Source organism: Blautia sp. HA9023, from assembly GCF_056504095.1.
The window spans coordinates 220241-245878 of the sequence record NZ_JBWLUR010000006.1 but is presented as its reverse complement, the minus strand read 5'-3'; the positions used below and the strand labels follow the sequence as shown (position 1 = coordinate 245878).

At 46.1% G+C, this 25638-nt stretch carries 21 protein-coding genes; 20 read left to right on the top strand and 1 reads right to left on the bottom strand.

Annotated features, from left to right (window positions below; genetic code table 11):
• Positions 1–4: 4 nt before the first annotated feature.
• From AC04Q6_RS05260 to lgt, 16 genes are all read left to right on the top strand, one after another.
• Entirely contained in the window at positions 5–1384 is a 1380-nt protein-coding gene (locus AC04Q6_RS05260; RefSeq protein ID WP_476389565.1) for a DUF7507 domain-containing protein, read from the top strand.
• Between the two features lie 189 nt (positions 1385–1573).
• Entirely contained in the window at positions 1574–3040 is a 1467-nt protein-coding gene (locus tag AC04Q6_RS05255; protein WP_021977902.1) for a UDP-N-acetylmuramoyl-L-alanyl-D-glutamate--2,6-diaminopimelate ligase, read from the top strand.
• 4 nt (positions 3041–3044) lie between these two features.
• Positions 3045–5264 carry a replication restart helicase PriA gene (priA, locus tag AC04Q6_RS05250; RefSeq protein WP_118063777.1) on the top strand — a complete coding sequence of 740 codons (2220 nt, stop codon included), beginning with the start codon at positions 3045–3047 and terminating at the stop codon, positions 5262–5264.
• A 52-nt stretch (positions 5265–5316) separates the two neighbouring features.
• Positions 5317–5790, top strand: coding sequence for a peptide deformylase (gene def / locus AC04Q6_RS05245; protein ID WP_021977900.1), 474 nt, complete (start codon positions 5317–5319; stop codon positions 5788–5790).
• 12 nt (positions 5791–5802) lie between these two features.
• Positions 5803–6732 (top strand): methionyl-tRNA formyltransferase, encoded by a 930-nt coding sequence (gene fmt / locus AC04Q6_RS05240; RefSeq protein WP_476389564.1) that lies wholly within the window; start codon positions 5803–5805, stop codon positions 6730–6732.
• A gap of 22 nt (positions 6733–6754) precedes the next feature.
• Complete coding sequence (locus AC04Q6_RS05235) at positions 6755–7462, top strand: zinc metallopeptidase (RefSeq protein WP_118063775.1); 708 nt, start codon at positions 6755–6757, stop codon at positions 7460–7462.
• A complete protein-coding gene (gene rsmB / locus AC04Q6_RS05230; protein ID WP_118063805.1) occupies positions 7458–8810 on the top strand; it encodes a 16S rRNA (cytosine(967)-C(5))-methyltransferase RsmB in 1353 nt (450 codons plus the stop codon). The genes AC04Q6_RS05235 and rsmB overlap by 5 nt, the downstream gene beginning before the upstream one ends.
• Positions 8811–8815: 5 nt before the next feature.
• A complete protein-coding gene (rlmN, locus tag AC04Q6_RS05225; protein WP_021977896.1) occupies positions 8816–9856 on the top strand; it encodes a dual-specificity RNA methyltransferase RlmN in 1041 nt (346 codons plus the stop codon).
• A gap of 1 nt (position 9857) precedes the next feature.
• Positions 9858–10604 (top strand): Stp1/IreP family PP2C-type Ser/Thr phosphatase, encoded by a 747-nt coding sequence (locus AC04Q6_RS05220; RefSeq protein ID WP_021977895.1) that lies wholly within the window; start codon positions 9858–9860, stop codon positions 10602–10604.
• Positions 10598–12859: a Stk1 family PASTA domain-containing Ser/Thr kinase gene (gene pknB / locus AC04Q6_RS05215; RefSeq protein WP_119247892.1), complete on the top strand. Its 2262-nt coding sequence runs from the start codon at positions 10598–10600 to the stop codon at positions 12857–12859. Before AC04Q6_RS05220 ends, pknB begins: the two co-directional genes overlap by 7 nt.
• A gap of 2 nt (positions 12860–12861) precedes the next feature.
• Positions 12862–13740: a ribosome small subunit-dependent GTPase A gene (rsgA, locus tag AC04Q6_RS05210; protein ID WP_118063771.1), complete on the top strand. Its 879-nt coding sequence runs from the start codon at positions 12862–12864 to the stop codon at positions 13738–13740.
• 3 nt (positions 13741–13743) lie between these two features.
• On the top strand, positions 13744–14418 hold the full coding sequence (rpe, locus tag AC04Q6_RS05205) for a ribulose-phosphate 3-epimerase (protein ID WP_021977892.1): 675 nt from the start codon (positions 13744–13746) through the stop codon (positions 14416–14418).
• Between the two features lie 2 nt (positions 14419–14420).
• Positions 14421–15095, top strand: coding sequence for a thiamine diphosphokinase (locus tag AC04Q6_RS05200; protein WP_021977891.1), 675 nt, complete (start codon positions 14421–14423; stop codon positions 15093–15095).
• Positions 15096–15233: 138 nt separating this feature from the next.
• Positions 15234–16679, top strand: a complete 1446-nt coding sequence (locus AC04Q6_RS05195; protein WP_119247890.1) for a VWA domain-containing protein — start codon at positions 15234–15236, stop codon at positions 16677–16679.
• Between the two features lie 177 nt (positions 16680–16856).
• Positions 16857–17954: a redox-regulated ATPase YchF gene (gene ychF / locus AC04Q6_RS05190; RefSeq protein WP_021977889.1), complete on the top strand. Its 1098-nt coding sequence runs from the start codon at positions 16857–16859 to the stop codon at positions 17952–17954.
• 66 nt (positions 17955–18020) lie between these two features.
• Positions 18021–19139: a prolipoprotein diacylglyceryl transferase gene (lgt, locus tag AC04Q6_RS05185; RefSeq protein ID WP_118070609.1), complete on the top strand. Its 1119-nt coding sequence runs from the start codon at positions 18021–18023 to the stop codon at positions 19137–19139.
• 153 nt (positions 19140–19292) lie between these two features.
• Here lgt and AC04Q6_RS05180 read toward each other — a convergent pair whose 3' ends face one another.
• The gene (locus tag AC04Q6_RS05180) at positions 19293–20099 is read right to left on the bottom strand and encodes a helix-turn-helix domain-containing protein (protein WP_118070611.1); all 807 of its coding nucleotides are present in this window, start codon (positions 20097–20099) and stop codon (positions 19293–19295) included.
• Positions 20100–20281: 182 nt separating this feature from the next.
• Between AC04Q6_RS05180 and lacZ the strand changes: the two genes are divergently transcribed.
• The 4 genes from lacZ (at position 20282) to AC04Q6_RS05160 (ending at position 25631) form a co-directional block, all read left to right on the top strand.
• Positions 20282–23326: a beta-galactosidase, LacZ type gene (gene lacZ, locus AC04Q6_RS05175; protein WP_118070613.1), complete on the top strand. Its 3045-nt coding sequence runs from the start codon at positions 20282–20284 to the stop codon at positions 23324–23326.
• Between the two features lie 303 nt (positions 23327–23629).
• A complete protein-coding gene (gene mraZ / locus AC04Q6_RS05170) occupies positions 23630–24061 on the top strand; it encodes a division/cell wall cluster transcriptional repressor MraZ (protein WP_021977885.1) in 432 nt (143 codons plus the stop codon).
• Positions 24062–24096: 35 nt separating this feature from the next.
• Positions 24097–25032: a 16S rRNA (cytosine(1402)-N(4))-methyltransferase RsmH gene (gene rsmH, locus AC04Q6_RS05165; protein ID WP_021977884.1), complete on the top strand. Its 936-nt coding sequence runs from the start codon at positions 24097–24099 to the stop codon at positions 25030–25032.
• Positions 25033–25061: 29 nt separating this feature from the next.
• Positions 25062–25631 carry a hypothetical protein gene (locus AC04Q6_RS05160; RefSeq protein ID WP_118070615.1) on the top strand — a complete coding sequence of 190 codons (570 nt, stop codon included), beginning with the start codon at positions 25062–25064 and terminating at the stop codon, positions 25629–25631.
• Positions 25632–25638: the final 7 nt, after the last annotated feature.

Genomic DNA, 25638 nt, shown 5'->3' with positions numbered 1-25638 from the left:
TGAAATGAAAAACAGAATATGGAAACAGATAAAGCAGATCACAGTTGCGGCTGCAGTGGCCGGAACTGTGCTGTTTGGAAGTGTTCAACCGGGAATGGCTGCGGATTCTGAACTTCAGTCGGGACAGGAATTGTCAGATGACCGGGAAAAGGAGGATGGATATGAGCACATGGAGGAGCTGGCATCCGGGGAAACAGTATGCAAAGAGAATGAAGCGCCGGAGGAAGAGAGTGAGAGCACACAGGAGAGAACGGAGACCGGAGGAGAAAATGTAGAAAGTGCTGCACTGCCTTTGGAAGGTGTTGAAGAGGAAGATATGGATATGGAGGAAGATATGTCCGAAGATACGGAAGACGCGGAAGAACCTGAGGAAATGCCGGAAGAAGAACCGGAGGAAATTTCGCCTTCTGCGGATGCAGACACAGAACAAGCAGATATGACACTTTCTCTGACTTCAGAGACGGAAGAAATGAAAGCAGGGAAGACCATCCGCTACCGTGTGGACCTTGCTAATACCGGCGATGTGGATCTGATCGATATACAAATGACCAGCAGCTTTTCCTGCCCGAAGATCACACAGCAGTGGGAGGAGGCTGAGGGACTTGACGGAGAAGGTGCAGATGCAGAGGTGGCAGAGCTGAAAGCCGGTGAGAAGCGGAGTTTTTATATTCTGGCACCGCTTTTAAATGAACAGGAAAAAGATCTGGAACATAAAGTAGAAGCAGGTGCGAAAGTAAAGGGACGGCCGGAGGAGATGATTTTTCGGAAAGCGCAGATGGTCAGTCCGCTGCAGCCGCTGAAAGCAGATTTTTCTGTAAAGAAAACAGCGGACAGAGAGACTGCAATGCTAGGAGAAACAGTCACTTATCAGATCTGCATCATCAATACCGGGGAAAAAACACTTCATTCTGTTGTGGGGACAGAACGTTTTCAGGCAGAGGGGATTGAGGCTCGTTTTGTGGAACAGGAAGGGATTACATTAAACAGTACGAAAACCAAAGCTCTGATCGAAAAAATAGCGCCAGGGGAAGCAGTATCCCTTCAGGCAGAGGTGAAGATCCCGGAAAAAACGGTAAATCAGAAGCTTTTTAACAAGGTAACCGTCACAAGCCAGGAAACCGGTGAGAAACAGATGGAGGCATCCGACGAGATCACAGTAGAAGGAAACGAGACACCGACACCAGAAGAAAGCCCTGAGGAAAAGACAGGAGGAGATCCTTCTTCCGGACAGGAAGAAATGGCAAGGGCAGCATCTTCTCATCCACAGACGGGCGACAATACGGAGCCGTCGCTGTTTGTACTGCTGGCAGTGAGTGCTGGGGTGACGGGGATGGGAGTTCTCTGGCTGCGAAGAAAATATGCCCGGATCTATGGCGGAAAATGACATTGCGTGTTCTGGTGAAAACAATAATAAACGGGCTTTTTACAGGGAGTGTCCTGGCGTAAAGAAACGTTGAAAACAGGGGGCAGGTGTGCTATTCTATATGGTATGTACACAAAATAAGAACAGTATGCCTTCCCGTATCCTGACTGTCATCTGGCAGCCGGAAAAAGGGAAAATGGAGGAGAAAAAATGAAACTTTTATCCTTATTAGAACATCTTGAATACAAATGCCTTCAGGGAAATACAGACCAGGAAGTTTCTTCTGTTGTGTATGATTCCCGTAAAGTAGAAGAGGGAAGTCTTTTTATTTGCATCAGAGGCGCAGTTGTGGATGGCCATAAATTCGTGCCGGATGTTGTGGCAAAAGGTGCAAAAACTCTCATCGTAGAAGAACCGGTGGAAGCTCCGGCAGATGTAACTGTGATCCAGGTGGAGGATACCCGTTATGCCATGGCGTTTATTTCCGCAGCATGGTTCGGACATCCGGCGAAGAAACTGAAAACGATCGGAATCACGGGAACCAAGGGTAAGACAACCACCACTTACATGGTGAAGTCTATCCTTGAAAATGCAGGATATAAGGTTGGCCTGATCGGAACGATCGAAGCCATTATTGGAGAGAAACATATCCCGGCAGCCAATACAACACCGGAATCGTATATGGTTCAGAAATATTTCCATGATATGGTTGAAGCGGGCTGCGACGCGGTAGTTATGGAGGTTTCTTCACAGGGACTGATGCTCCACAGAACCCAGGGATTTGTCTTTGATTTTGGAATTTTCACAAATATTGAGCCAGATCATATCGGACCGAATGAACATAAAGATTTCGATGATTATCTTCACTGTAAATCCATGCTTCTGAAACAATGTAAGGTTGGTATCGTAAACCGTGATGATGAACATTTTGAACGTATTATCGATGGCCATACCTGTGAGCTTGAGACATACGGATTTTCTGAAAAAGCGGATCTCCGTGCAGAAGATGCGAAACTGGTGGGAAGAAAAGGATATCTTGGAATTTCCTACCATGTAAAGGGACTTCTTGATTTTCCGGTGGAGATCGATATTCCTGGCAAATTTAGTATTTACAATTCCCTGACAGCCATCGCCATCTGCCGTCATTTCAAAGTATCTGAAGAGAATATCATCAAAGCGCTGAAAGTAGCCAAGGTGAAAGGTCGTATTGAGATGATCAAGGTATCCGACGAATTTACGCTGATGATCGATTATGCGCACAATGCCATGGCGCTTGAGAGCCTTCTTGGAACATTGAAGGAATATAACCCGCACAGACTGGTATGCCTGTTTGGATGTGGGGGAAACCGCTCCAAGCTCCGCCGCTATGAGATGGGTGAGGTTTCCGGCAAGATGGCAGATCTCACGATCATCACTTCTGATAATCCACGTGATGAAGATCCTCAGGCCATCATCGATGATATCAAGATCGGAATGGCGAAAACCGATGGTAAATATGTAGAGATCCCTGACCGTAAGGAGGCTATTGCCTATGCGATCCATCATGGAGAACCGGGAGATATCATTGTCCTCGCAGGAAAAGGACATGAGGATTACCAGGAGATCAAGGGTAAGAAATATCCGATGGATGAGAGAGTTCTGATCCGGGAAATCCTGGAAGAAGATCGGAAAGCGTAATCGGATGGTCTATGCAGATGTGATCATTGACATTTCTCATGAGAAAGTTGACCGGGATTTTCAGTACCGCATTCCGGAAGAACTGGAACCGGCCATAAAACCAGGCGTTGTGGTTACTGTACCGTTCGGGAAGGGAAATACACTCCGAAAGGGTTATGTGATCGGAACTTCTACAGAAGCCAAATATGATGCCTCGAAGACGAAGGAAATCCAGGGAGTGTCCACGGACAGTGAAACAACGGAATCCAGACTGATCGCACTTGCGGCATGGATGAAAGAAACGTATGGTTCTACCATGATCCAGGCACTGAAAACAGTACTTCCTGTAAAAGATAAAGTAAGAGCCAAAGAAAAAAAGCTGATCTTTTTTACCGGGGAGAAAGCGCGTGCACAGAAGCTTCTGGAAGAACTGGAAGGCAGTCGCTTTAAAGCTCGTGAAAGATTTCTGAGGGCAATTCTGGAGGCAGGAAGTTTGGATTATACCTATGCGTCAAAAGAGCTTGGAGCCAGTATTTCTGTCCTGGATTTTTTTGAAAAAAAGGGCCTTATAAAGATTGAAAGCCAGGAAATGTACCGCATTCCGAAAAACAGTGGACTGGTAAAAGAGGACGGGGAACTTTCTCTGAATCAGGAACAGCAGGAAGCCGTTGCAGAGATTTTTCAGGAATGGCAGAAACCGGAACCGAGACCTGCACTTCTTTTTGGAGTGACCGGAAGCGGAAAGACGCAGGTTTACATGAGGCTGATCCAGGAAGTACTGGAAGAGGGAAAACAGGCCATTGTGCTGATTCCGGAAATTGCACTTACCTATCAGACAGTCCGGCGTTTTTATGCCATGTTTGGAGATAAAGTTTCTGTCCTGAATTCCAGACTTTCCCAGGGAGAACGTTATGACCAGTTCAAAAGAGCGAAACGTGGCGAGGTGCAGGTGATGGTGGGACCCAGATCTGCGCTGTTCACCCCGTTTTCCAATCTAGGACTGATCGTTATCGATGAAGAACATGAACCCACCTATAAAAGTGAAAATACACCAAGGTATCATGCCAGGGAAACAGCCATTCAGAGAGCAGGCATGGAACATGCCCGTATTGTTCTGGGATCTGCAACACCGTCACTGGAGGCTTACAGTCATGCCTGTGACGGAGAATATCTTCTGGTACGATTAAACGCCCGTTATGAAGAACGGCCGCTTCCCCAGGTATCAATTGTTGATTTGCGGGAAGAATTAAAAAAAGGTAACCGTTCCGTGCTGAGTATGGAATTGAAACAGCAGATGGATCATGCACTTAAGAACAGGGAACAGGTTATGCTGTTTCTGAACCGGCGGGGTTATGCAGGTTTTGTTTCCTGCAGGGCATGTGGGCACGTGATGAAATGTCCGCACTGTGATGTGTCTTTAAGTGAACATAATGGCAACCGTCTGGTCTGCCATTACTGCGGATATGAAATTGCGAAACCAGAATCCTGTCCTTCCTGTGGTTCTCCGCATATCGGTGGATTTAAAGCCGGAACCCAGCAGATCGAGAAAGTCCTGGAAAAAGAATTTCCCGAAGCCCGTGTCCTTCGAATGGATTTTGATACCACAAGGACAAAAGACAGTTATGAGAAGATCCTGGCAGCTTTTGCCAGACATGAGGCGGACATTCTGGTGGGAACGCAGATGATCGTTAAAGGACATGATTTCCCGGATGTGACGCTGGTAGGTGTGATCGCTGCAGATCTTTCACTGAACATGGATGATTATCACTGCGGGGAACGGACATTTCAGCTCCTTACCCAGGCGGTTGGGCGTTCCGGCAGAGGAAATAAGGCGGGGCATGCGGTGATACAGACGTATCAGCCGGAGCACTACAGTATTCAGGCAGCAGCCATTCAGGACTATGAGAAATTTTATAAAGAAGAGATGATGTACCGGATGCTTCTGGATTATCCGCCGGCAGCTCATATGATGACAGTTTTTGGCGCCTGCCAGGATGAGGAACTTCTCAAAAAAGCCATGTATTATATAGAAGTTTTTATCCGCAGGGTAAGTCCGAAAGAGGAGCTTCACATGATCGGCCCTGCGTCTGCATCGGTAGGAAAAGTAAAAGATGTTTACCGCCAGGTGCTCCATCTGAAGCACACAGATATACGTTTTCTCACGGCAGTCAGAGAAAAGCTGGAGAAATATATAGAGATAAATTCCGGATTCCGGAAGATATATATACAATATGATATGATGTAACGATTTCATAAAGAAAGGAAATCGCTGCAGATGAGTTAAAGGAGAAGAAAAAATGGCACTTAGAACAATTCGTGTACAGGGTGATTCTGTACTGACAAAAAAATCCCGCACAGTGGACAAAATGACACCAAGGATCGGAGAACTGATTACAGATATGCTGGATACCATGTATGATGCAATGGGCGTAGGCCTTGCGGCACCACAGGTGGGAATCCTGAAACGTATTGTTGTAATTGATGTAGGGGAAGGCCCGATTGTCCTGATCAATCCGGAGATCCTTGAGACCAGCGGTGAGCAGACCGGTGATGAGGGATGCTTAAGTGTTCCTGGAATGGCAGGACAGGTAACACGTCCGAACTATGTGAAAGTAAAAGCTCTTGATGTAAATATGGAAGAGCAGATCTATGAGGGAGAGGGACTTCTCGCAAGAGCGTTCTGCCACGAGATCGATCATCTTGATGGAAAAATGTATACAGAGCTTGTGGAGGGAGAACTTCACAAGGTAACTTATGATGAAGAAGACTAAAGGCGGGATAATATGAAAATTGTTTATATGGGAACTCCGGACTTTGCGGTGGCACCACTTGCGGCGCTGGTAGAGAACGGATATGAGGTCGAGGCAGTGATCACACAGCCGGACAAACCTAAGGGCAGAGGTAAGACCATGATGCCTACCCCTGTAAAAGAAGAAGCACTGAAACATGAGATTCCGGTACTGCAGCCGGTAAAAGTAAGAGATCAGGAGTTTGTGGAGAAGCTTAAAAGTCTTGCACCGGATATTATCGTTGTAGCGGCATTTGGACAGATCATTCCAAAGAGTATCCTTGATATGCCGAAATTCGGATGTATCAATATCCATGCATCCCTTCTTCCGAAGTACCGTGGAGCAGCGCCGATCCAACAGGCTGTGATCGACGGAGAAAAAGAATCCGGCGTTACTATCATGCAGATGGGAACCGGCCTGGATACCGGGGATATGATTTCCAGGATCGTAGTGCCACTTTCAGAGGATGAGACAGGAGGAAGCCTGTTTGATAAGCTTGCTGTGGCAGGAGCAGAGCTTCTGGTACAGACACTGCCGTCTATTTTTGACGGAACTGCCACCCGCGAAAAACAGCCGGAAGAAAGCCCGACACCATATGCAGCCATGATCTCCAAAAAAATGGGACTTCTGGATTTTGGAAAAAGTGCAGAAGAACTGGAGCGGCTGGTAAGAGGCCTCAACCCGTGGCCGAGTGCTTTTACCTTTATCAATGGAAAAACGCTGAAGGTCTGGAAGGCTTCTGTACTGAAAACGCAGGCCGGGAAAGTACCGGGAACTGTACTTGCCGCAGATAAAGAAGGAATTCAGGTAGCCTGCGGACAGAATGTGCTGGTACTTCATGAAGTACAGCTGGAAGGCAAGAAACGGATGGAAGTAGATGCTTTTCTGCGGGGCTATCAGTTGAAACCAGGAGACAATGTTTAAAGATTCCAGGGAGTGATAAGCGATGTACGGATATGGTTATTATGGCTGGGGGATGGACCCCACGGTTCTGCTGCTTGTGATCGGAATGCTGCTTTCTCTGGTTGCATCCGCGAAACTGCACAGTACGTTTGCTGTTTATAAAAAGATTCGGAATCATTCCGGGATCACTGGCGCGGAAGCTGCACAGAGGATCTTAAGGGCAGCAGGTATTACGGATGTGCAGGTGGTTCCGATCAGGGGAAGCCTGACCGATCACTATGATCCAAGAACAAAAACAGTTTCCCTTTCTGAGGATATTTATGGAAGAAATTCACTGGCAGCAGTAGGCGTGGCAGCCCATGAATGCGGACATGCGATCCAGGATGCCATCAATTATGCGCCTCTGAACATCCGATCTGCCATTGTACCGGCAGCCAATATCGGCTCACAGCTTTCCTGGCCGCTGTTTATTGCGGGACTGATCTTTTCCATCCGTCCTCTGGTGACTTTGGGAATTGTTCTGTTTTCACTGGCAGTACTTTTTCAGCTGGTAACTTTGCCGGTTGAGGTCAATGCGTCTTCCAGAGCGCTGAAAATGCTGGAAAGTACCGGGATTTTGGGTACAGATGAAAAAAAAGGAGCAAGAAAAGTACTGACAGCGGCAGCGCTTACTTATGTGGCAGCTCTGGCAGCATCGATTTTACAGCTTCTGAGACTGATTATCCTTGCAGGAGGTAGAGATCGTGATTAACAGCGGAGTAAATACAAGAGAACTGATTCTTGAGATCCTGCTGGAGATTGAGGAGGAAGGCGAGCACAGCCACATTGCGATCCGCAATGCCCTTTCCAAATATCAGTTCCTTCCAAAACAGGAACGTAGTTTTATAACGAGAGTATGTGAGGGAACCCTGGAATACAGGATCTACATTGATTATGTGATCGATTCTTTTTCCAAGGTTCCTGTAAATAAGATGAAACCACAGATCCGTGAGATTTTAAGAAGTGCGGTATATCAGCTGAAATTTATGGACAGTGTTCCGGACAGTGCTGTGTGCAATGAGGCTGTAAAGCTGGCACAGAGAAAAGGCTTTTATAATCTGAAACCTTTTGTTAACGGTGTACTTCGCACGATTGCCAGGGAAATAGGAAAACTGGAACTTCCATCCAGAGAGGAAGACGAGGTACGTTATCTCTCTGTGAAATATTCCATGCCGGAATATCTTGTAGAAAAATGGAAAGCTGCCTACGGTGTGAAGACAACCGAGAAGATCCTGGAAGATTTTCTGACAGAAAGACCGATCACTGTGCGGTGCCGGACGCATAAGGCTTCTCTTAAGGAGATTGTTACAAGCCTGAAAGCACAGGGAGTGACAGTACAGCAGGCACCATACCTTCCGTATGCCCTGAAGATTTCGGATTACAATCATATCCTGACACTGGATGCATTCCTCCAGGGAAAGATCCTTGTGCAGGATATCAGCTCCATGCTGGTGGCAGAGGCAGCCAGTCCGAAAAAGGGCGATTACATTATCGATATGTGTGCGGCGCCGGGTGGAAAAAGTATTCATGCTGCCGATAAAATGGGTGATTATGGAAATGTGGATGCAAGGGATGTAAGCCAGTATAAGGCAGACCTTATCAAGGAGAATATCCACAGAACCGGTGTGATCAATGTAGATGCGAAGGTTCAGGATGCGACCGTATATGATCCGGATTCCGAGCAGGCAGCGGATATCGTTATCGCAGATGTACCCTGCTCCGGATATGGAGTTATCGGTAAGAAGCCGGAGATCAAATATCGGGCAACACCACAGAAACAGGAAGAAATTGTAATGCTCCAGAGAATGATCCTGGATAAGGCGGCGAAATATGTGAAGCCGGATGGAACACTGATCTTCAGCACCTGTACCATTGCCCGTGAGGAAAACGAAGAAAATGTATTATGGTTTTTAAAGAACTATCCGTTTCGACTGGAAAGTCTGGACCCGTATATTCCGGAAGAACTTCACTGCAAATCCACAAAACTCGGGTATCTGCAGCTTCTGCCGGGGATACATAAGACAGACGGATTCTTTATTGCCAGATTCAGAAGGAAATAATAAAAATGACAGATATAAAATCCATGACAATGGAGGAACTGAAAAATCTGATGACAGAGATTGGCGAAAAGCCTTTCCGCGCAAAGCAGATCTATGCATGGCTTCATCAGCAACTGGTTACCTCCTGGGATGAAATGACAAATCTTTCCAAAAGCCTCCGCGAGAAACTGTCGGTTTATCCGATCACAGCACTCAGCCAGGCAGATGTGAGGATTTCAAAAATCGACGGAACCAGGAAATACCTGTTCCAGTTGGAAGACGGAAATGTGATCGAGAGTGTTCTTATGAGATATCATCACGGAAACTCTGTATGTATTTCCTCACAGGTAGGGTGCCGTATGGGCTGCCGGTTCTGTGCTTCTACCATCGGAGGCCTGACCAGATGCCTGAAACCTTCCGAGATGCTGGACCAGATCTACCGGATACAGGCAGATACCGGAGAACGGGTGGCAAACGTGGTAGTGATGGGAACCGGTGAGCCGATGGACAATTATGATAATCTTGTCCGTTTTATCCGGATACTTACCGACGAAAACGGACTTGGCATCAGTCAGAGGAATGTAACGGTTTCTACCTGTGGCATTGTTCCGAAAATGTATGATCTGGCAGAAGAGAAACTGCAGATCACGCTGGCGCTTTCTCTTCATGCGCCTAATGATGAGAAACGTCAGGAACTGATGCCGATCGCCAATAAATATTCCATGGATGAGGTTCTGGATGCCTGCAGAAACTACTTCGACAAAACAGGCAGAAGGATCACTTTTGAGTACAGCCTTGTGGCTGGTGTGAATGACAGTGAGGAAGATGCAAAACAGCTGGCCGGCCGTATTAAGGGGATTAACTGTCATGTGAATCTGATTCCGGTTAATCCGATCAAGGAGCGTTCCTATGTGAGGTCTACTCGACAGGCTGTGGAGAATTTCAAAATAAAACTTGAAAAATACGGAATTAATGTTACTATTAGAAGGGAAATGGGCAGTGACATTGACGGTGCCTGTGGACAGCTAAGAAAAAGTTACATGGAAAAAACAGAAAGCGAGAAGTGACATGAGGATATACTCAGCTACTGATGTAGGGCAGAAGCGGAAGATGAATCAGGATTACGTGTTTGTGTCTGAAGGTCCGGTAGGAAATCTGCCTAATCTATTCACAGTCGCGGACGGGATGGGTGGCCATAACGCCGGTGACTATGCATCCTCACATGCAGTACGGATCCTTGTGGATGAAATCCGTGAAGATGCGGATTACAATCCGGTGAAGGTTATTCGTCATGCGATAGAAACTGCAAATACGGAGATCAGAAACCGTGCGCAGGAAGACGAGAACCTCCGGGGCATGGGAACCACTATGGTAGTGGCGACTATTGTAGATCAGTATGCCTATGTGGCCAATGTAGGTGACAGCCGTTTGTACGTGATCCAGGACGGAATCCACCAGATCACCAGAGACCATTCACTGGTTCAGGAAATGGTGAAAATGGGTGAGATCAGTGAAGAGGAAGCACGGAACCATCCGGATAAGAACATTATTACACGGGCACTTGGCGCAGAGAAAACGGTGGATGTGGACTTTTTTGACCTGAAACTTGAGGAGGGATGTACGATCCTTATGTGTTCAGATGGTCTCAGCAATATGGTTGCAGATGAGAAGATTGAAGAGATCATATCCGATCCGGAAGCAGATATTGATCAGAAGGGCAGTGCGCTCCTTCGGGAAGCAAATCAGAATGGTGGTAAGGATAATATTGCAATCGTACTGGTAGAACCATTCACGAATGAGGTGGAAACATGTTGAAGACGGGAATGATCATAGCCGAGCGCTATGAGATCGTAGGAAAAATCGGAACTGGCGGAATGGCAGATGTCTATAAGGCTATGGATCATAAGCTGAACCGCTTTGTGGCAGTGAAGGTCCTGAAACCGGAATTTCGGGAGGACACCACGTTCATCAAGAAATTCAGAAGTGAGGCTCAGGCTGCAGCCGGTCTTACCCATCCGAATATTGTCAATGTATTTGACGTAGGAGATGACGGTGGTGTTTATTACATTGTCATGGAACTGATCGAGGGAATCACCCTGAAGGAATATATTTCCAAAAAAGGCAAGCTCTCTATCAAAGAAGCTACAAGTATTGCTATCCAGGTCTCAATGGGACTGGAGGCTGCACACAGCCATGGAATCGTGCACAGAGATGTGAAACCGCAGAATATCATTATTTCCACAGATGGTAAAGTGAAGGTGACGGATTTTGGAATTGCCAGAGCTGCGTCATCCAACACCATCAGTTCCAATGTGATGGGATCTGTACATTACAGCTCTCCTGAGCAGGTGAGAGGCGGATACAGCGATGAGAAGAGTGATATTTATTCTCTGGGAATCACACTGTATGAGATGGTAACAGGAAGAGTACCTTTTGACGGAGATACGACCGTTGCCATTGCGATCAAGCATCTTCAGGAAGAAATGGTTCCGCCAAGTGTGTATACACCGGATCTTCCGTACAGTCTGGAACAGATCATACTGAAATGTACACAGAAGAGCGTGGATCGCCGTTATACCCGAATGGAAGATGTGATCGCAGATCTGAAACATTCACTGATCGATCCGCAGGGGGATTTTGTGAAGCTGACAACTGTGGATACAGATGCGAAGACAGTTGTGATCTCAGAGGAAGAGCTTGGAGAGATCAAACACACTCCGAAGCAGATCACCAAGGCGGAAACAGCTGCTCTTGAGAAAGAAGAGTATGATGATAATGACTATGATGACGCGGAAGATGACTACGAATCCGGGAAAAGATCCGGAAAGAAAAAGAAACATGGAGCTGGAAGAGGACTGACGATCGCTGCATTACTTGGCGGTACAGTTCTGCTGGTTGTTCTGGTGGTCGTTCTCGGACGTGCAGCCGGGCTTTTTGGAACAGGAAGTTCGAAGAGTAACAAGGCAGAACAGAAAGCAGAAAGCGCATCAGACAGCATGGCAACAGTTCCGGATCTTGTAGGAAAGACAGAGGATGAGGCCAAGGCTCTTGCAAATGATGCACATCTCGGTGTACAGATGGCAGGAGAAGAGGCATCTGATCAGGAGAAAGGCAAGATTTCCCGTCAGGAAACAGCAGCAGGAACTCAGGTTGCGGAATATACAACAGTGAAATACTGGGTAAGTACCGGAACACAGCAGATCACGATTCCGGATCTGGATGGACGTACAGGAATTGATGCCCAGCAGACACTGGAAGATCTGGGCCTTAAGGTAACTGTTCAGAAGGAGTACAGTGAATCGTATGAAGATGAGCAGGGTGTTGAAAGGGCAGTTGTAGATCCAGGATATGTTTACAGTATAGAGCCAGCAGCAGGTACATCTGTTCAAAGTGGATCATCTGTGACACTTACAGTTAGTCGTGGATTAGATTTTGGTTCTAATGCGGAAATGTCAAGCGTTGTTGGAATGAGCAAGGATGATGCACTTACAACTTTAGGTAAGTTTATCGATATTCAGATTACAGAGCAGCAGAGCTCAGAAGCAGCCGGAACTGTGATTGCACAGGAGCCGGAAGCTTACGCGGCAGCAGATCCGGATCAGCCAGTCTATCTGACGATCAGTTCCGGAGATCAGGTACCGTCTGCAGACAGTACAGCATCTGCAGACAGCACGGCGACGACAGACAGTACAACAACTACAGATAGTACCGCAGCTACAGACAGTACGGCAGCTACAGATAATACAGCTTCCACAGACAGTACAGCATCTGCAGACAATACTGCCTCCACAGGAAGTGCAGCCTCCGGTTCCGGCTGGAAATGTACACAGGTTCTGGATACACCGTCCGGTTATAATGGAGGAGCGATCCGTCTGGAACTGATCCAGGATGTCAATGGAGAGCCGACAGCAACCAAGATCATTGACGGACAGAAAGTAAGCTTCCCGTATCAGCTGGATGTGACCGGAGCAGACGGAGTCTCAACCGGTACGATCTATCTCTACGAGGAGACAGATGGAAATTATCAGCAGCTTGGAACCTACACCGTTACTTTCAAGAAAGCTGACTGATCATGCAGGGAAAAATAATCAAAGGTATTGCCGGATTCTACTATGTATATGCAGAAGACGGCAATACATACGAATGCAGGGCGAAAGGCATTTTTCGAAAAGATAAGCGTAAGCCCCTGGTAGGTGACAATGTGGACATTACAGTCCTGGATGAAAAAGAACTGGAGGGAAGCGTGACCGGGATCCATAAACGCAGAAATTCCCTGATCCGCCCGGCGGTAGCCAATGTGGATCAGGCACTTGTGATCTTTGCCATGGATAACCCGAAACCCAATTTCATGCTTCTGGATCGTTTTCTTATCATGATGGAGCGGGAAGATGTTCCGGCAGTCATCTGCTTTAATAAAAAAGATCTGGCAACAGCGGAAGAACTGGAGTTTCTGTATGAGACCTATCAGAGCTGTGGCTATCAGGTAATATTATCGAGCGCACTGAAGGGAGAGGGACTTGGCGAGATAGAAGCCGTGCTGAAAGGCAAGACGACAGTTGTAGCAGGCCCTTCGGGAGTTGGAAAGTCTTCTCTTACCAATTCTCTTCAGGAAGAAGTGGAGATGGAGACCGGCGAGATCAGCCGCAAACTGAAACGCGGAAAACATACCACACGCCACGCACAGATCATACCGGTTTCACAGGATACTTTTCTTGTGGATACACCGGGATTTTCCTCCTTATATATTGAAAATATGGAGGAACAGGAACTGAAGGATTATTTTCCTGAGTTCCGAAAATATGAAGGACAGTGCCGTTTCCAGGGCTGTCGTCATATACACGAACCGGGCTGTGCCGTTAAGGAAGCCCTTGAGAACAATGAGATCAGCAGACTCCGGTATGAGGATTATCTGGAGCTGCATCAGGAATTAAAAGAGAAAAGGAGATACTGAGTCATGGAATACCGATTGTGCCCGTCGATTTTATCCGCAGATTTTAACCGACTGGGAGAACAGATTAAAATTCTGGAAAAAGAAGGCGTAGAATATCTGCATATTGATGTTATGGATGGAGATTTTGTCCCGAGCATTTCTTTTGGAATGCCGGTGATCAAGTCGATCCGGAAAGAATCCAACATGTTTTTCGACGTACATTTGATGGTAACAGAACCGGAAAGATATATTCGCGATTTTGTGGAGTGTGGAGCAGATTCCATTACCGTACATGCAGAGGCATGTGAGGATCTGGAGCGCACACTGGAGCAGATCAAAGCTGCCGGTGTAAAAGCGGCTGTTTCTATTAAACCATCCACACCGGTCAATGACATCAGTCATCTTCTCGAAGACGTGGATATGGTTCTGGTGATGACTGTTCAGCCTGGATTTGGCGGACAGAAGTACATGGATGAGTGCACAGAGAAGATCCAGGAGCTTCGTGAGCTTATTGATGAGGAAGATCTTGATGTTGATATTCAGGTAGACGGCGGCATCAATGATGATACACTGGAGACAGTTATGCGTGCCGGTGCCAACTTCATGGTTGCAGGATCCTGGGTATTTAAAGGCGATGTAGCCGCAAATGTGCGACATATCACAGACAGGATCCACGATATTAAAGAAAAGCTGGACTGAAAATGATCGATACAGTAATAATCAGCGGGGGCAATATCCAGAATGGTTTTGCCCTCGATTTTTTAAAAAAAAGAATAAAAGAAGGCGGAAGAGAAAGCCTTGCCCTTGTTGCGGCAGACAGTGGAATGGAATGGTTCATGAGGAACCGGGAATTTATTCCGGATCTTGCAGTAGGGGATTTTGACAGCCTTTCAGAAGAAGGAAAAAAATACATGGAAAGTCTGAATGGACTTAAGATCATCAGGCTGAAACCGGAAAAAGATGATTCAGATACACAGTCAGCAGTCAATCACATGATCAGTGAAGGAAGCAGAGAAATACTGATCTTTGGGGCAACCGGAACAAGGCTGGATCATGTGCTCGCCAATCTCGGACTGCTTTCTATGGGAAGAGAAAAAGGAGTTCATATCGCACTTGCAGATCAGTGGAATTACATTACCCTGGTCGACAGTGGAACAGTTTTGAAAAAAGAAGAACAGTTTGGAAAATATGTTTCTTTCTTTACAGTTGGAGGGGATGTATCCGGGCTGACTCTGAAAGGTTTCAAATATCCTCTGGATGGATATGATCTGACTGTTGCTGACAGCGGCCTTACCGTCAGCAATGAGATTGCTGCGGAAACAGCGGAAGTTACATATGACAGAGGATCACTGCTTATGATCATGTCCAGAGATTAACACAGACCGGGAATTCATCCACAAAAAAGGACTTGTCAGAAAAACCACCAAAGATCCGGAAAAGTTGACAGTAACTGGTTGCAGACAGAGTTTGTGGGTGGTAAGATGTAAAAAAACTGTCAGGGAAGAAGGAAGAGTATGAAAACTGGAAAGAACAGACAGACGGGAAATCAGAACCCCTTTAATCCACAGTCATCCGGACAGGGAGGTCCTTATGGAAATGCCGGAGGAACACCGTTTGGAGGCGGAATGGGAAATGCCGGGGGAGCACCGTTCGGCGGTGGCTCCGGAGGTTTTGGAGGCGGCTCATTCGGAGGCGGAATGGGAAATGCCGGAGGAACACCATTTGGCGGTGGCTCCGGGAAATACAATGGACAGTTTGGATACAATGGAATGTCACCGATGAATACCAGGAAACGTACACGCTTTTCGAAATTGTTTCTGATCGTCTCACTTATTGTTTCTGTGATCTTTTTCCTGCTTGGAGAGGTTATTTACAGAACGCTGATCACAGGAGTGAATTCTGTGGTATTTATGGGAGTTTACTTTGCTTTGTTCGGACTGCTTTTGTCCATTGGACTTTTTGTTGTGGCGAAGATTTCTGATCTGGAGATCACATCGAATAAGATCCTGCTTGTCGGTGGCTGTGTCCTTTTGCTGTTAATACTTGGAATCCTGTTTGAATTTATTTATGAGCTGGATTTCAGTTCTGTGAGGACAGTAGCGGATAATTATGTTTTTGCGATCGATAATTCCGGTTCCATGCAGGACAATGATCCCAATCAGGAACGAGTGGCCGCGATCAAACAGCTTTTAAGTAACCGTGATGAGGATGTGGAATTTGCGGTATATACATTTTCAGAGGATATCCGCTGCATTCGTGAAATGATGCCGGTTTCCGCAGGAATCGAAGACTTTACCACAGAACCAAATGGAGGAACCCCTATTGTAGGTGTGCTGGGGAAGATCATGGATGACATGGAATCCGGAGCATTGCCCTACGATGAGGGAACACAGGTGATCCTTCTGACAGATGGATATGCAACGGATAATGGTTTCTTTGACTTCCGGTTAAATAAGATCCTGAAGAAATATAACAGCAAAAAAGTAAGCGTCAGCACAGTTGGACTGGGAAGCGTTGATGAGAATATGCTGAATGATATTTCCGGAAAAACAGGCGGAATCAGTGTGAGAACAGATAATGTAGACGAGCTTGCAACGGCAATGGCATCTGCGGTGCGTGTAACAGATACCAGCAGAAACCTTCTTTCTGCCCGTGCGAGAACGAATTATAACTGGGCATATGCGCTGATGCGTATTGTTTTCCTGATCATTCTTGGTGCCGGTTTCCTGGGGATCAAGCTTTTGGCAGTGGACAATACAGCGAACCTGGGAATGATCCTGATCTCGTCACTGATCGGGATCGTGTTGGGAGCTCTGATCATGGAAGTAGGCCTGAGCCTGATCCTGAACGAATTTTTTGCACGTCTTCTGATGACGCTGCTGTTTGGAATGATGATCACGACTCTGGAAAAGACGATCGTAGAAACAGCAAGCGGAAATATAGGTGTCAGATTTATGTGATCATGTGACTGTCGGTCACTTTGTAAACAGTGATATTATGTGGGATCCACTGGTATATCAAAGATACAGATAAGGTGTACAAAAGAGCTTCGGTGTGGTATAATTCATCCGTATTGAGGCTCTTTTTACGTGTGAAATACTGTAAGATCAAGTTATTCATAGGAGGAATATAGAGAAATGAAACTGGGAATCGTGGGACTTCCGAATGTAGGAAAAAGTACACTTTTTAATTCACTGACCAAGGCCGGAGCAGAGTCAGCCAACTATCCGTTCTGTACTATTGACCCGAATGTGGGTGTTGTAACGGTACCGGATGAAAGACTGAATCTTCTGGGAGATTTTTACAAATCAAAGAAAGTAACACCTGCAGTGATCGAATTCGTTGACATCGCGGGACTTGTAAAAGGTGCATCCAAGGGAGAGGGACTCGGAAACCAGTTCCTTGCAAACATCCGTGAGGTAGATGCTATTGTTCATGTAGTACGCTGCTTTGAAGATTCCAATGTTGTCCATGTAGATGGAAATATTGATCCGCTCCGTGACATTGAAACGATCAATCTGGAGCTCGTTTTCTCAGATCTTGAGATCCTTGAGAGAAGAATTGCCAAGGTTACCAAGACAGCACGTATGGACAAAGAGGCTGCCAAAGAGCTTACATTCCTCGAAAAAGTAAAGGCTCATCTGGAGGACGGACAGCTTGCCATCACTCTTGAGACAGAGAATGAAGATGAGGATGCATGGCTTGCAACCTATAACCTTCTTACAGCGAAACCGGTGATCTATGCAGCCAACGTTGCAGAAGATGATATTGCGGATGATGGAGCAAATAATGCACATGTACAGGCTGTGCGTGAGTATGCATCCAAACAGAACAGCGAGGTATTTGTGATCTGCGCACAGATCGAGGAAGAGATTTCCGAGCTGGACGAGGATGAGAGAAAGATGTTCCTTGAGGATCTGGGACTTACTGAGTCAGGACTTGAGAAACTGGTACGTGCAAGCTATCATCTTCTCGGACTTATGAGTTTCCTGACAGCAGGAGAAGATGAGACAAGAGCATGGACGATCAAGATCGGAACCAAGGCACCTCAGGCAGCAGGTAAGATCCATACAGATTTCGAACGCGGATTTATCAAGGCAGAGGTTGTAAATTACCAGGATCTTCTGGACTGTGGTTCCTATGCAGGTGCCAGAGAGAAAGGCCTTGTCCGTATGGAAGGAAAAGATTACGTTGTACAGGATGGAGATGTGATCTTATTCCGATTTAATGTTTGATCATCAGCAGTCAGTAATTAACGGGCAGAGAAAAATCGGTATCAAGAATATATAACAGGTGATTTTATGGATATGTCAATTCGTTTTCCCGGCCTGAAACTGGTTTTGGACTATGTTCCGAAATCATTTGAGATTTTTGGATTTGAGATTACGATCTATGGTGTTCTGATCGCAGTCGGAATGCTCCTCGGAATCTTTTTTGTGGTGCTGGAAGCCAGAAGAAATCATGAGGATCCGGATGGATATCTGGATCTGACTATCATAACGCTGATCGCAGGCGTGATCGGTGCAAGGCTTTTGTATGCGGCTTTTTCGTGGAGTCTGTACAAAAATGATCCGGGGCAGATCCTGAATGTACGATCCGGTGGAATGCTTTTTTATGGTGGCCTTCTGGGCGGAGTCCTGAGCGGCGCGGTTTACTGCCGGCTCCGCAAAAAGCCATTCTGGAAAATGGCAGATCTTGCCTGTATGGGAATCCTTATCGGGCAGATAATAGGAAAGTGGGGAAGTTTCTTTAACAGAGAATCGTTCGGAGAATATGCAGATAATATTTTTTCCATGCAGATTCCGCTGACTGTGGTAAGAGCAGGAGAGGTAACTACCGCGATGCGCGAAAATCTTCAGACCGCAGACGGATTATCCTGGATCATAGCGCAGCCACTGTTTTTATATGAGAGTCTCTGGTGTCTGCTTGTATTTCTGATGCTTATGATGCATCTTCGAAAAAGGGTATTTCAGGGAGAGATTTTTTTGAGATATCTGGCGGGATATGGTCTGGGGAGAGCTGTGATCCAGTGGTTCCGCACAGATAAGGTATATTTTCCGGGAACAGAAATTGATGTTTCCTTAGTGATTTCAGGTGTGCTTTTTGTCTTATGTACAGTGATCGTTACGGTGAAGCTTGTAATGGCGAGGAAGCGTGCCCGGGTACGAAAGAGAAGAATCGAAAAAGATTACCAGGCAGAAAAAGAAGCCGCAGAACAAAGAGAACAGGCAATGGAGAATCTGGAAACAGAAACTGTACAGGGAGAAAAATATGAGTCAGGAGAAAATACGTCAGAAGGAGAAGAACCTCCGCAGAGCAGCACTTCTTCAGCAGCTGCAGGAGGAACGGAAGAAACTGGACAACCAGATCCAGTCCCGGAGCGACCTTCTGAAGAATCTGGAAGCCAGTCAGAGAGTTGACCGCATTCTGGAATTATACTATCAGAACTGAAACGATTTCAGAACATAAGAAAGCACTGTCCGGCAGGAAAAGTCAGAAAGACATATCCTGCAGGACAGTGCTTTTTTATATAATACAAAAGAACTTCCGGGCAGGTGTGTGCCATGGCAATATCAGTACATTTTACGAAAATCCAGAGGGGTGGTCCCGGTGATCTTACGGAACATGGCAATAAAATGACTGGCATCGGAGAAACCGGAAGCACCGGCAACATCCTGGATCTTCATATCCGGTTTGGACAGAAGGAGCTCTCTGGCGCGGCTGATACGGTACATTGTAACATACTCATAAACAGAGCAGCCAAGGAAGCGCTGAAACAGACGGGAGAGATACTGAGGAGAAACAAAAACACTCTGGCTCAGCTCGGCGGCTGTGATGTCATTCTGGTAACTGGTTTCGATTTCTTTTATTACAGGGAGCACATATCTCTGATAAAGCGGATTATCCTGGATTTTGGGAGAGGCAGCGCAGTCCATGAAATTCATAAGAAGATTGTAACAGTCCGAGGAAAGCGATTTCATATTCAGTGTCGGCTGGTGGTATTTTCGAAGGGAATAGGAGATCAGTTTACGGATATTTAAGCCCTGCTCTTTCGGGGTGAGGATCACTTCCTGATTGTCTGTCATAGAAGGGATACTGCCTGCGAGAGTCCCGGTAAATGTGGCAAACATGGTAATCCATGAGGTGGATTCCCGGTGATAGGAGTGGGGAACTGATGGTGCGATGAGAATCCCCTCGTTTGCACCCAGGGTATATTGTTTCCCGCGGACTTCGATACGTCCGGTACCTTTTTCCGTCTGGAGATAATGGTAGTAGGGATAGCCATCCGGGCGTGATATGTTATCCTGGTTCCAGTGATTCCCAAGAGATTCAAACATAAACGGAGCACTGACGGGAGTGTTTCTGAAATAAATAGACATATTTTTCACCTGTTTCTAAATGTTATATATTTTGGTGAAACATATTATACCATAATCTTTAAGTTTATACTATAATAATGTACAGACAGAAATGAAGTAACGAAAATACAACTGTAAAACACAGTATTTCAGGAAATTCAGTCAATATTTACCGGAATACAAAAGCCGGACAGGAGGAAAACATGAAAAAATTTGATTATTCTCTGGTGAAAGATCCACAGTATTTCTGTGACGGAAGAATGGAAGCGCATTCGGACCACATGTATTATCGCAGTGAGGAAGAACGGGAAGATGAGGAAACTTCCTATCGCCACAGCCTCAACGGACTCTGGAAATTCCACTATGCAAGAAATTATGCAAGTACAGTTGCAGGATTTGAGGAGGACGCATATTCCTGCAAGGACTGGGAAGATATTTATGTACCGGCGCATATCCAGATGGAAGGATATGATGTACCACAGTATGCCAATGTCCAGTATCCATGGGAAGGTCACGAGGAACTTCACCCGGGACAGATCCCGGAGCGTTTTAACCCGGTGGGAAGCTATGTGAAATATTTCCATGTGCCGGAAAACATGAAAGGAAAAAGAGTATTTATCTCTTTCCAGGGAGCAGAAAGCGGACTGGCTTTGTGGCTCAACGGAACTTTTGTGGGATACAGTGAAGATTCTTTTACCCCTTCAGAATTTGAGCTTACAGAGTATCTGAAAGAGGGCGAGAACAAACTGGCAGCCCAGGTATTCAAATGGACAGCCAGCAGCTGGTGCGAAGACCAGGACTTTTTCCGCTTTTCCGGAATTTACAGAGATGTTTATCTTTATACCGTGCCGGAGGTTCATGTCTATGATCTTAAGATCCGTGCGATTCCGGATGAGACCCTTAAAAAAGCAAGTCTTGAGATCGTGACAAAAACCTGGGGAAAAGGAAAACTGAAACTTATACTTTCCAGAAAAGGCGAGATCCTTTTGCAGGATGAAAAAGCTCTGGACGGTGAAGATACCTGTACATGGGAAATTTTAAACCCTCTGCTCTGGAGTGCGGAAGAACCGAATCTCTATGATCTTGACATGGAAGTGTATGATGAGAACGGAATGCTCCAGGAGATCATTCCTGAAAAAGTCGGTTTCCGCCGCTTTGAGATGAAAGACGGTATTATGACCCTCAACGGCAAACGTATTGTGTTTAAGGGAGTAAACCGTCATGAATTCAGCTCCGTCACGGGAAGACACGTATCCCGGGAGGAACTGATCCAGGATATTGTGACTATGAAGCAGAACAACATCAATGCCATCCGTACCTGCCATTATCCGGATGCTTCTCCGATCTACCGCCTCTGTGATGAGTACGGCCTTTATATGATCGCGGAAAACAATCTGGAATCTCATGGTTCCTGGGATGTGGCAGAACTTACAGGAGACTACACAGATATTGTTCCTCATAACAAACCGGAATGGCTTGGTATGATGCTGGATCGTGTAAATTCCATGTACCAGCGTGACAAAAATCACCCGGCAATCCTGATCTGGTCATGTGGAAATGAGTCCTTTGGTGGAAAAGATATCTTTGAGATGTCCGAATTTTATCGTAAGAATGATCCTACAAGACTTGTGCATTATGAAGGCCTTTTCCATGACAGAAGCTATAATGCAACCAGCGATATGGAAAGCCAGATGTATCCGTCTGTAGAAGCAATTAAGGAATTCCTAGCAAAAGATGACAGCAAGCCGTTTATCTGCTGCGAGTACACTCATGCAATGGGAAATTCCTGTGGCGCAATGCATAAATATACAGATCTTACTGACACAGAACCGAAATATCAGGGTGGTTTCATCTGGGATTACATTGACCAGTCCATTTATAAAAAAGACCGCTACGGAAAAGAATTCCAGGCATACGGCGGCGACTTCGGCGAGCGCCCGACGGATTATAATTTCAGTGGAAACGGTATTGCATATGGCGGTGACAGAACCCCGTCTCCGAAGATGCAGGAGGTCAAATTCAATTACCAGAATATCACTGCGGAGGTAACAGAAAATGCTGTAAAAGTTATCAACAAAAACCTGTTTGTAAATACCGATACGTTCCGCTGTGAAGTGACTCTTGCAAAGAATGGACATGTCCTTTGTACAGAGACACTGGAGACATCCGTAGAGCCGTTAAGCGAAAAAACATACGCCCTTCCTTTTGGAAAACAGCAGAGAGCGGGCGAATATACAGTGACCGTATCCTTCCTTCTCAGAGAAAAAACACTCTGGGCAGAGGCAGGACATGAGGTTGCATTTGGACAGTATGTTTACAAGGTAGAAGGAGAGGAGAAAGCTCCGGTTTCCGGTGTGGAGATCGTGAGAAGCCTTCACAACATCGGCGTTCGCGGAGAGAATTTTGAGGTGATGTTCTCCGTTCTCAATGGTGGGCTGGTTTCGTATAAATATGCAGGAAGAGAAATGATCGAGGCAATTCCGAAGCCGAATTTCTGGAGAGCACCTACAGATAATGACTGTGGAAATCAGATGCCGATGCGTTACGCACAGTGGAAGATTGCCAGCATGTACGCAAGCCACAAAGAGTTCTGCAGGGGAATGTATGGTCCGTCCAACGCCCCGGAGACAACTGTCCATGATAACAGTGTGGAGGTTGCCTTTACTTACATCATGCCGACGACACCGGTCAGCGAGTGCCGCCTTGCCTACGAAGTATTCGGAGATGGAAGGGTAAAAACTACCCTGACCTATGATCCGGTAAAAGAACTGGGGGATATGCCGGAGTTTGGTGTACTCTTTAAATTCAATGCAGATTATGACCATGTCAAGTGGTATGGACTTGGACCTGCGGAAACTTATGCAGACCGCAAACATGGCGCAAAACTTGGCATCTATGAGAATATGGTGACAGACAATCTGGCACGTTATCTGGTACCGCAGGAATGTGGCAGCAAAGAAGGCGTACGCTGGGCAAAGATCACAGACAGAAAGGGCAGGGGAATGCTCTTTGAGATGGATGAGAAAAACGGCCCGATGATGTTCTCCGCACTTCCATATACCCCTCATGAAATGGAAAATGCCATGCATCCATATGAACTTCCGGAAATCCATTATACTGTTGTCCGTGCCGCAAAGGCACAGATGGGTGTGGGAGGAGATGACAGCTGGGGTTCCTATACCCACCCGGAATATCTTCTTGACACCGATAAAAAAATGGAATTTTCTTTTGTATTCAAAGGACTTTAAATGTCATAAAAAAACAGAACATAAAGGCTGAAAAAAAGCTTCCGGAAACCATCCGGAAGCTTTTTTATTTCATAATAATGCACAGAAAATATACATGCTGAAAAAAAACCTGTGGATATTTCATGAAAAGAAAAAAAACTTGGATATGCACTTGTTTTTTCATGGTAAATAGTTTAGAATGATTACATAAGTGGTAGAAAGTGGTGAATAGTGGTAGCGAATGGGGCTGAGTGGCAGAACACACCATTTGCACCCTGGAAACACGAAGGGGAGAATCGTGTTTCACGAGAGTAGGTGGGTTTCATGTTCATGGGCGAGTATAATCATACGATCGATGCGAAGGGGCGTCTGATCATCCCATCCAGGTTCAGGGAACTCTTAGGGGAAGAGTTCGTACTGACCAGAGGGCTCGATGGTTGCCTTTCCATTTATCCGATGGATGAATGGGCTGCCTTTGAAGAGAAACTCCGAGCATTACCACTTACAAATAAAGACGCAAGAACCTTTTCACGTTTCTTTGTAGCCGGAGCTACGACATGCCAACTGGATAAGCAGGGGAGAATTCTGGTGCCGCAGACGCTGCGCCAATTCGCTGGTCTGGAGAAGGATGTGGTGCTTACGGGTAATCTGAACCGGATTGAGGTATGGAGCAAGGAGAAGTGGAGCGAGAATTGCAATTATGATGACATGGACAGCATTGCGGAGAGCATGCAGAACATTGGAATCGTCATTTGAGCATAGCGCAGGTAGAAATCCCACAGGAGACGGATATGGAATTTAAGCATAAATCTGTATTACTCGATGAGACCATTGAAGGCTTAAGGGTAAAGCCGGATGGAATCTATGTGGATGGCACTTTAGGAGGAGCGGGACACGCCACAGAGGTGTGTAAGAAACTTTCTGCCAAGGGGAGATTTATTGGCATAGATCAAGACCAGGATGCGATAATTGCTGCGAGTGAACGGCTGTCAGCCTTTAATCAGGTGACAATCATTCGCAGCAATTATTGTTACATGGCAGATGAGTTAAGATCCCGTGGCATTGAGAAAGTGGACGGGATCCTGCTGGATTTAGGAGTGTCATCTTATCAGCTGGATAACGAAGAGAGAGGTTTTTCCTATCGGTATGATTCTCCTCTGGACATGCGAATGGACAGAAGGCAGAGCCGTACAGCCGGAGATATTGTCAACGGCTATGAAGAACGGGAACTTTATCGTATTATCCGCGATTACGGCGAAGATAAATTCGCCAAGAATATAGCGAAACATATCGTGGCTGCCAGAGCGCAGGCACCGATTCAGACAACCGGGGAACTGACAGAAATCATAAGGGGAGCCATCCCCATGAAAGTACAGGCTACAGGAGGACATCCGGCCAAGAGGACTTTTCAGGCGATACGCATTGAGCTGAACAGAGAGCTTGATGTGCTCCGTGATTCTCTGGACGGAATGATCGATCTTCTGGATGACGGAGGAAGGATCTGTATCATCACATTCCATTCTCTGGAAGACAGGATCGTAAAAACGATTTTCCGCAAAAATGAAAATCCATGTACCTGTCCGCCGGATTTTCCGGTTTGTGTATGCGGAAAGAAATCAAAAGGTAAAGTGATCACAAGGAAACCGATCCTTCCTAGTGAACAGGAGATGGAGGAGAATCCGAGATCAAAAAGTGCGAAGCTTCGTATTTTTGAACGAAAGCTGTAAATGAGTTTTTAAAGATGGAAGGTAGGCAAATGGCGAAGACAGGAAGAGGGACTACAGCCAGAAGAAATCGGAATACCGTCAGGAACAGCAGAGAAATGTATGTTCAGGGAAATGCGGTAAAAAGGTTACAGGAAGTTCCTCGCAGAACTGATCTGCCCGATGTACAGGAAAGGCGTCGGCTGGCCCGGGAGAGAAATCAGAAATCCGCAGTTCCGGTAACACCTGCGAAGCAGGCGGCGAACAGGAAGATACAGCGGAACAGAGAAAAAGCGATGGCTATGAATAAAGGCTTCGTTCTGTTTCTCACTGCGGTTTCCATTGCGGTATTATTTACCTGCATCAATTATCTACAGGTAAAATCAGAAATCACGGCGAGTATGAAAAATGTTGCAAATCTGGAATCTGAGCTTGCCCAGCTGAAGGAAGATAACGATGCATATTACAGTCAGGTTACTTCTGATGTTGATATCAGCGAGATCAAGAAAAAGGCAATCGGTGAGCTTGGGATGAAATATCCTTCTGAGGATCAGATACAGACATATGTTACCGAGGGTAACAGCTATGTGAGACAGTATCAGGATGTAGATTCGCACAAGTAACAGATGT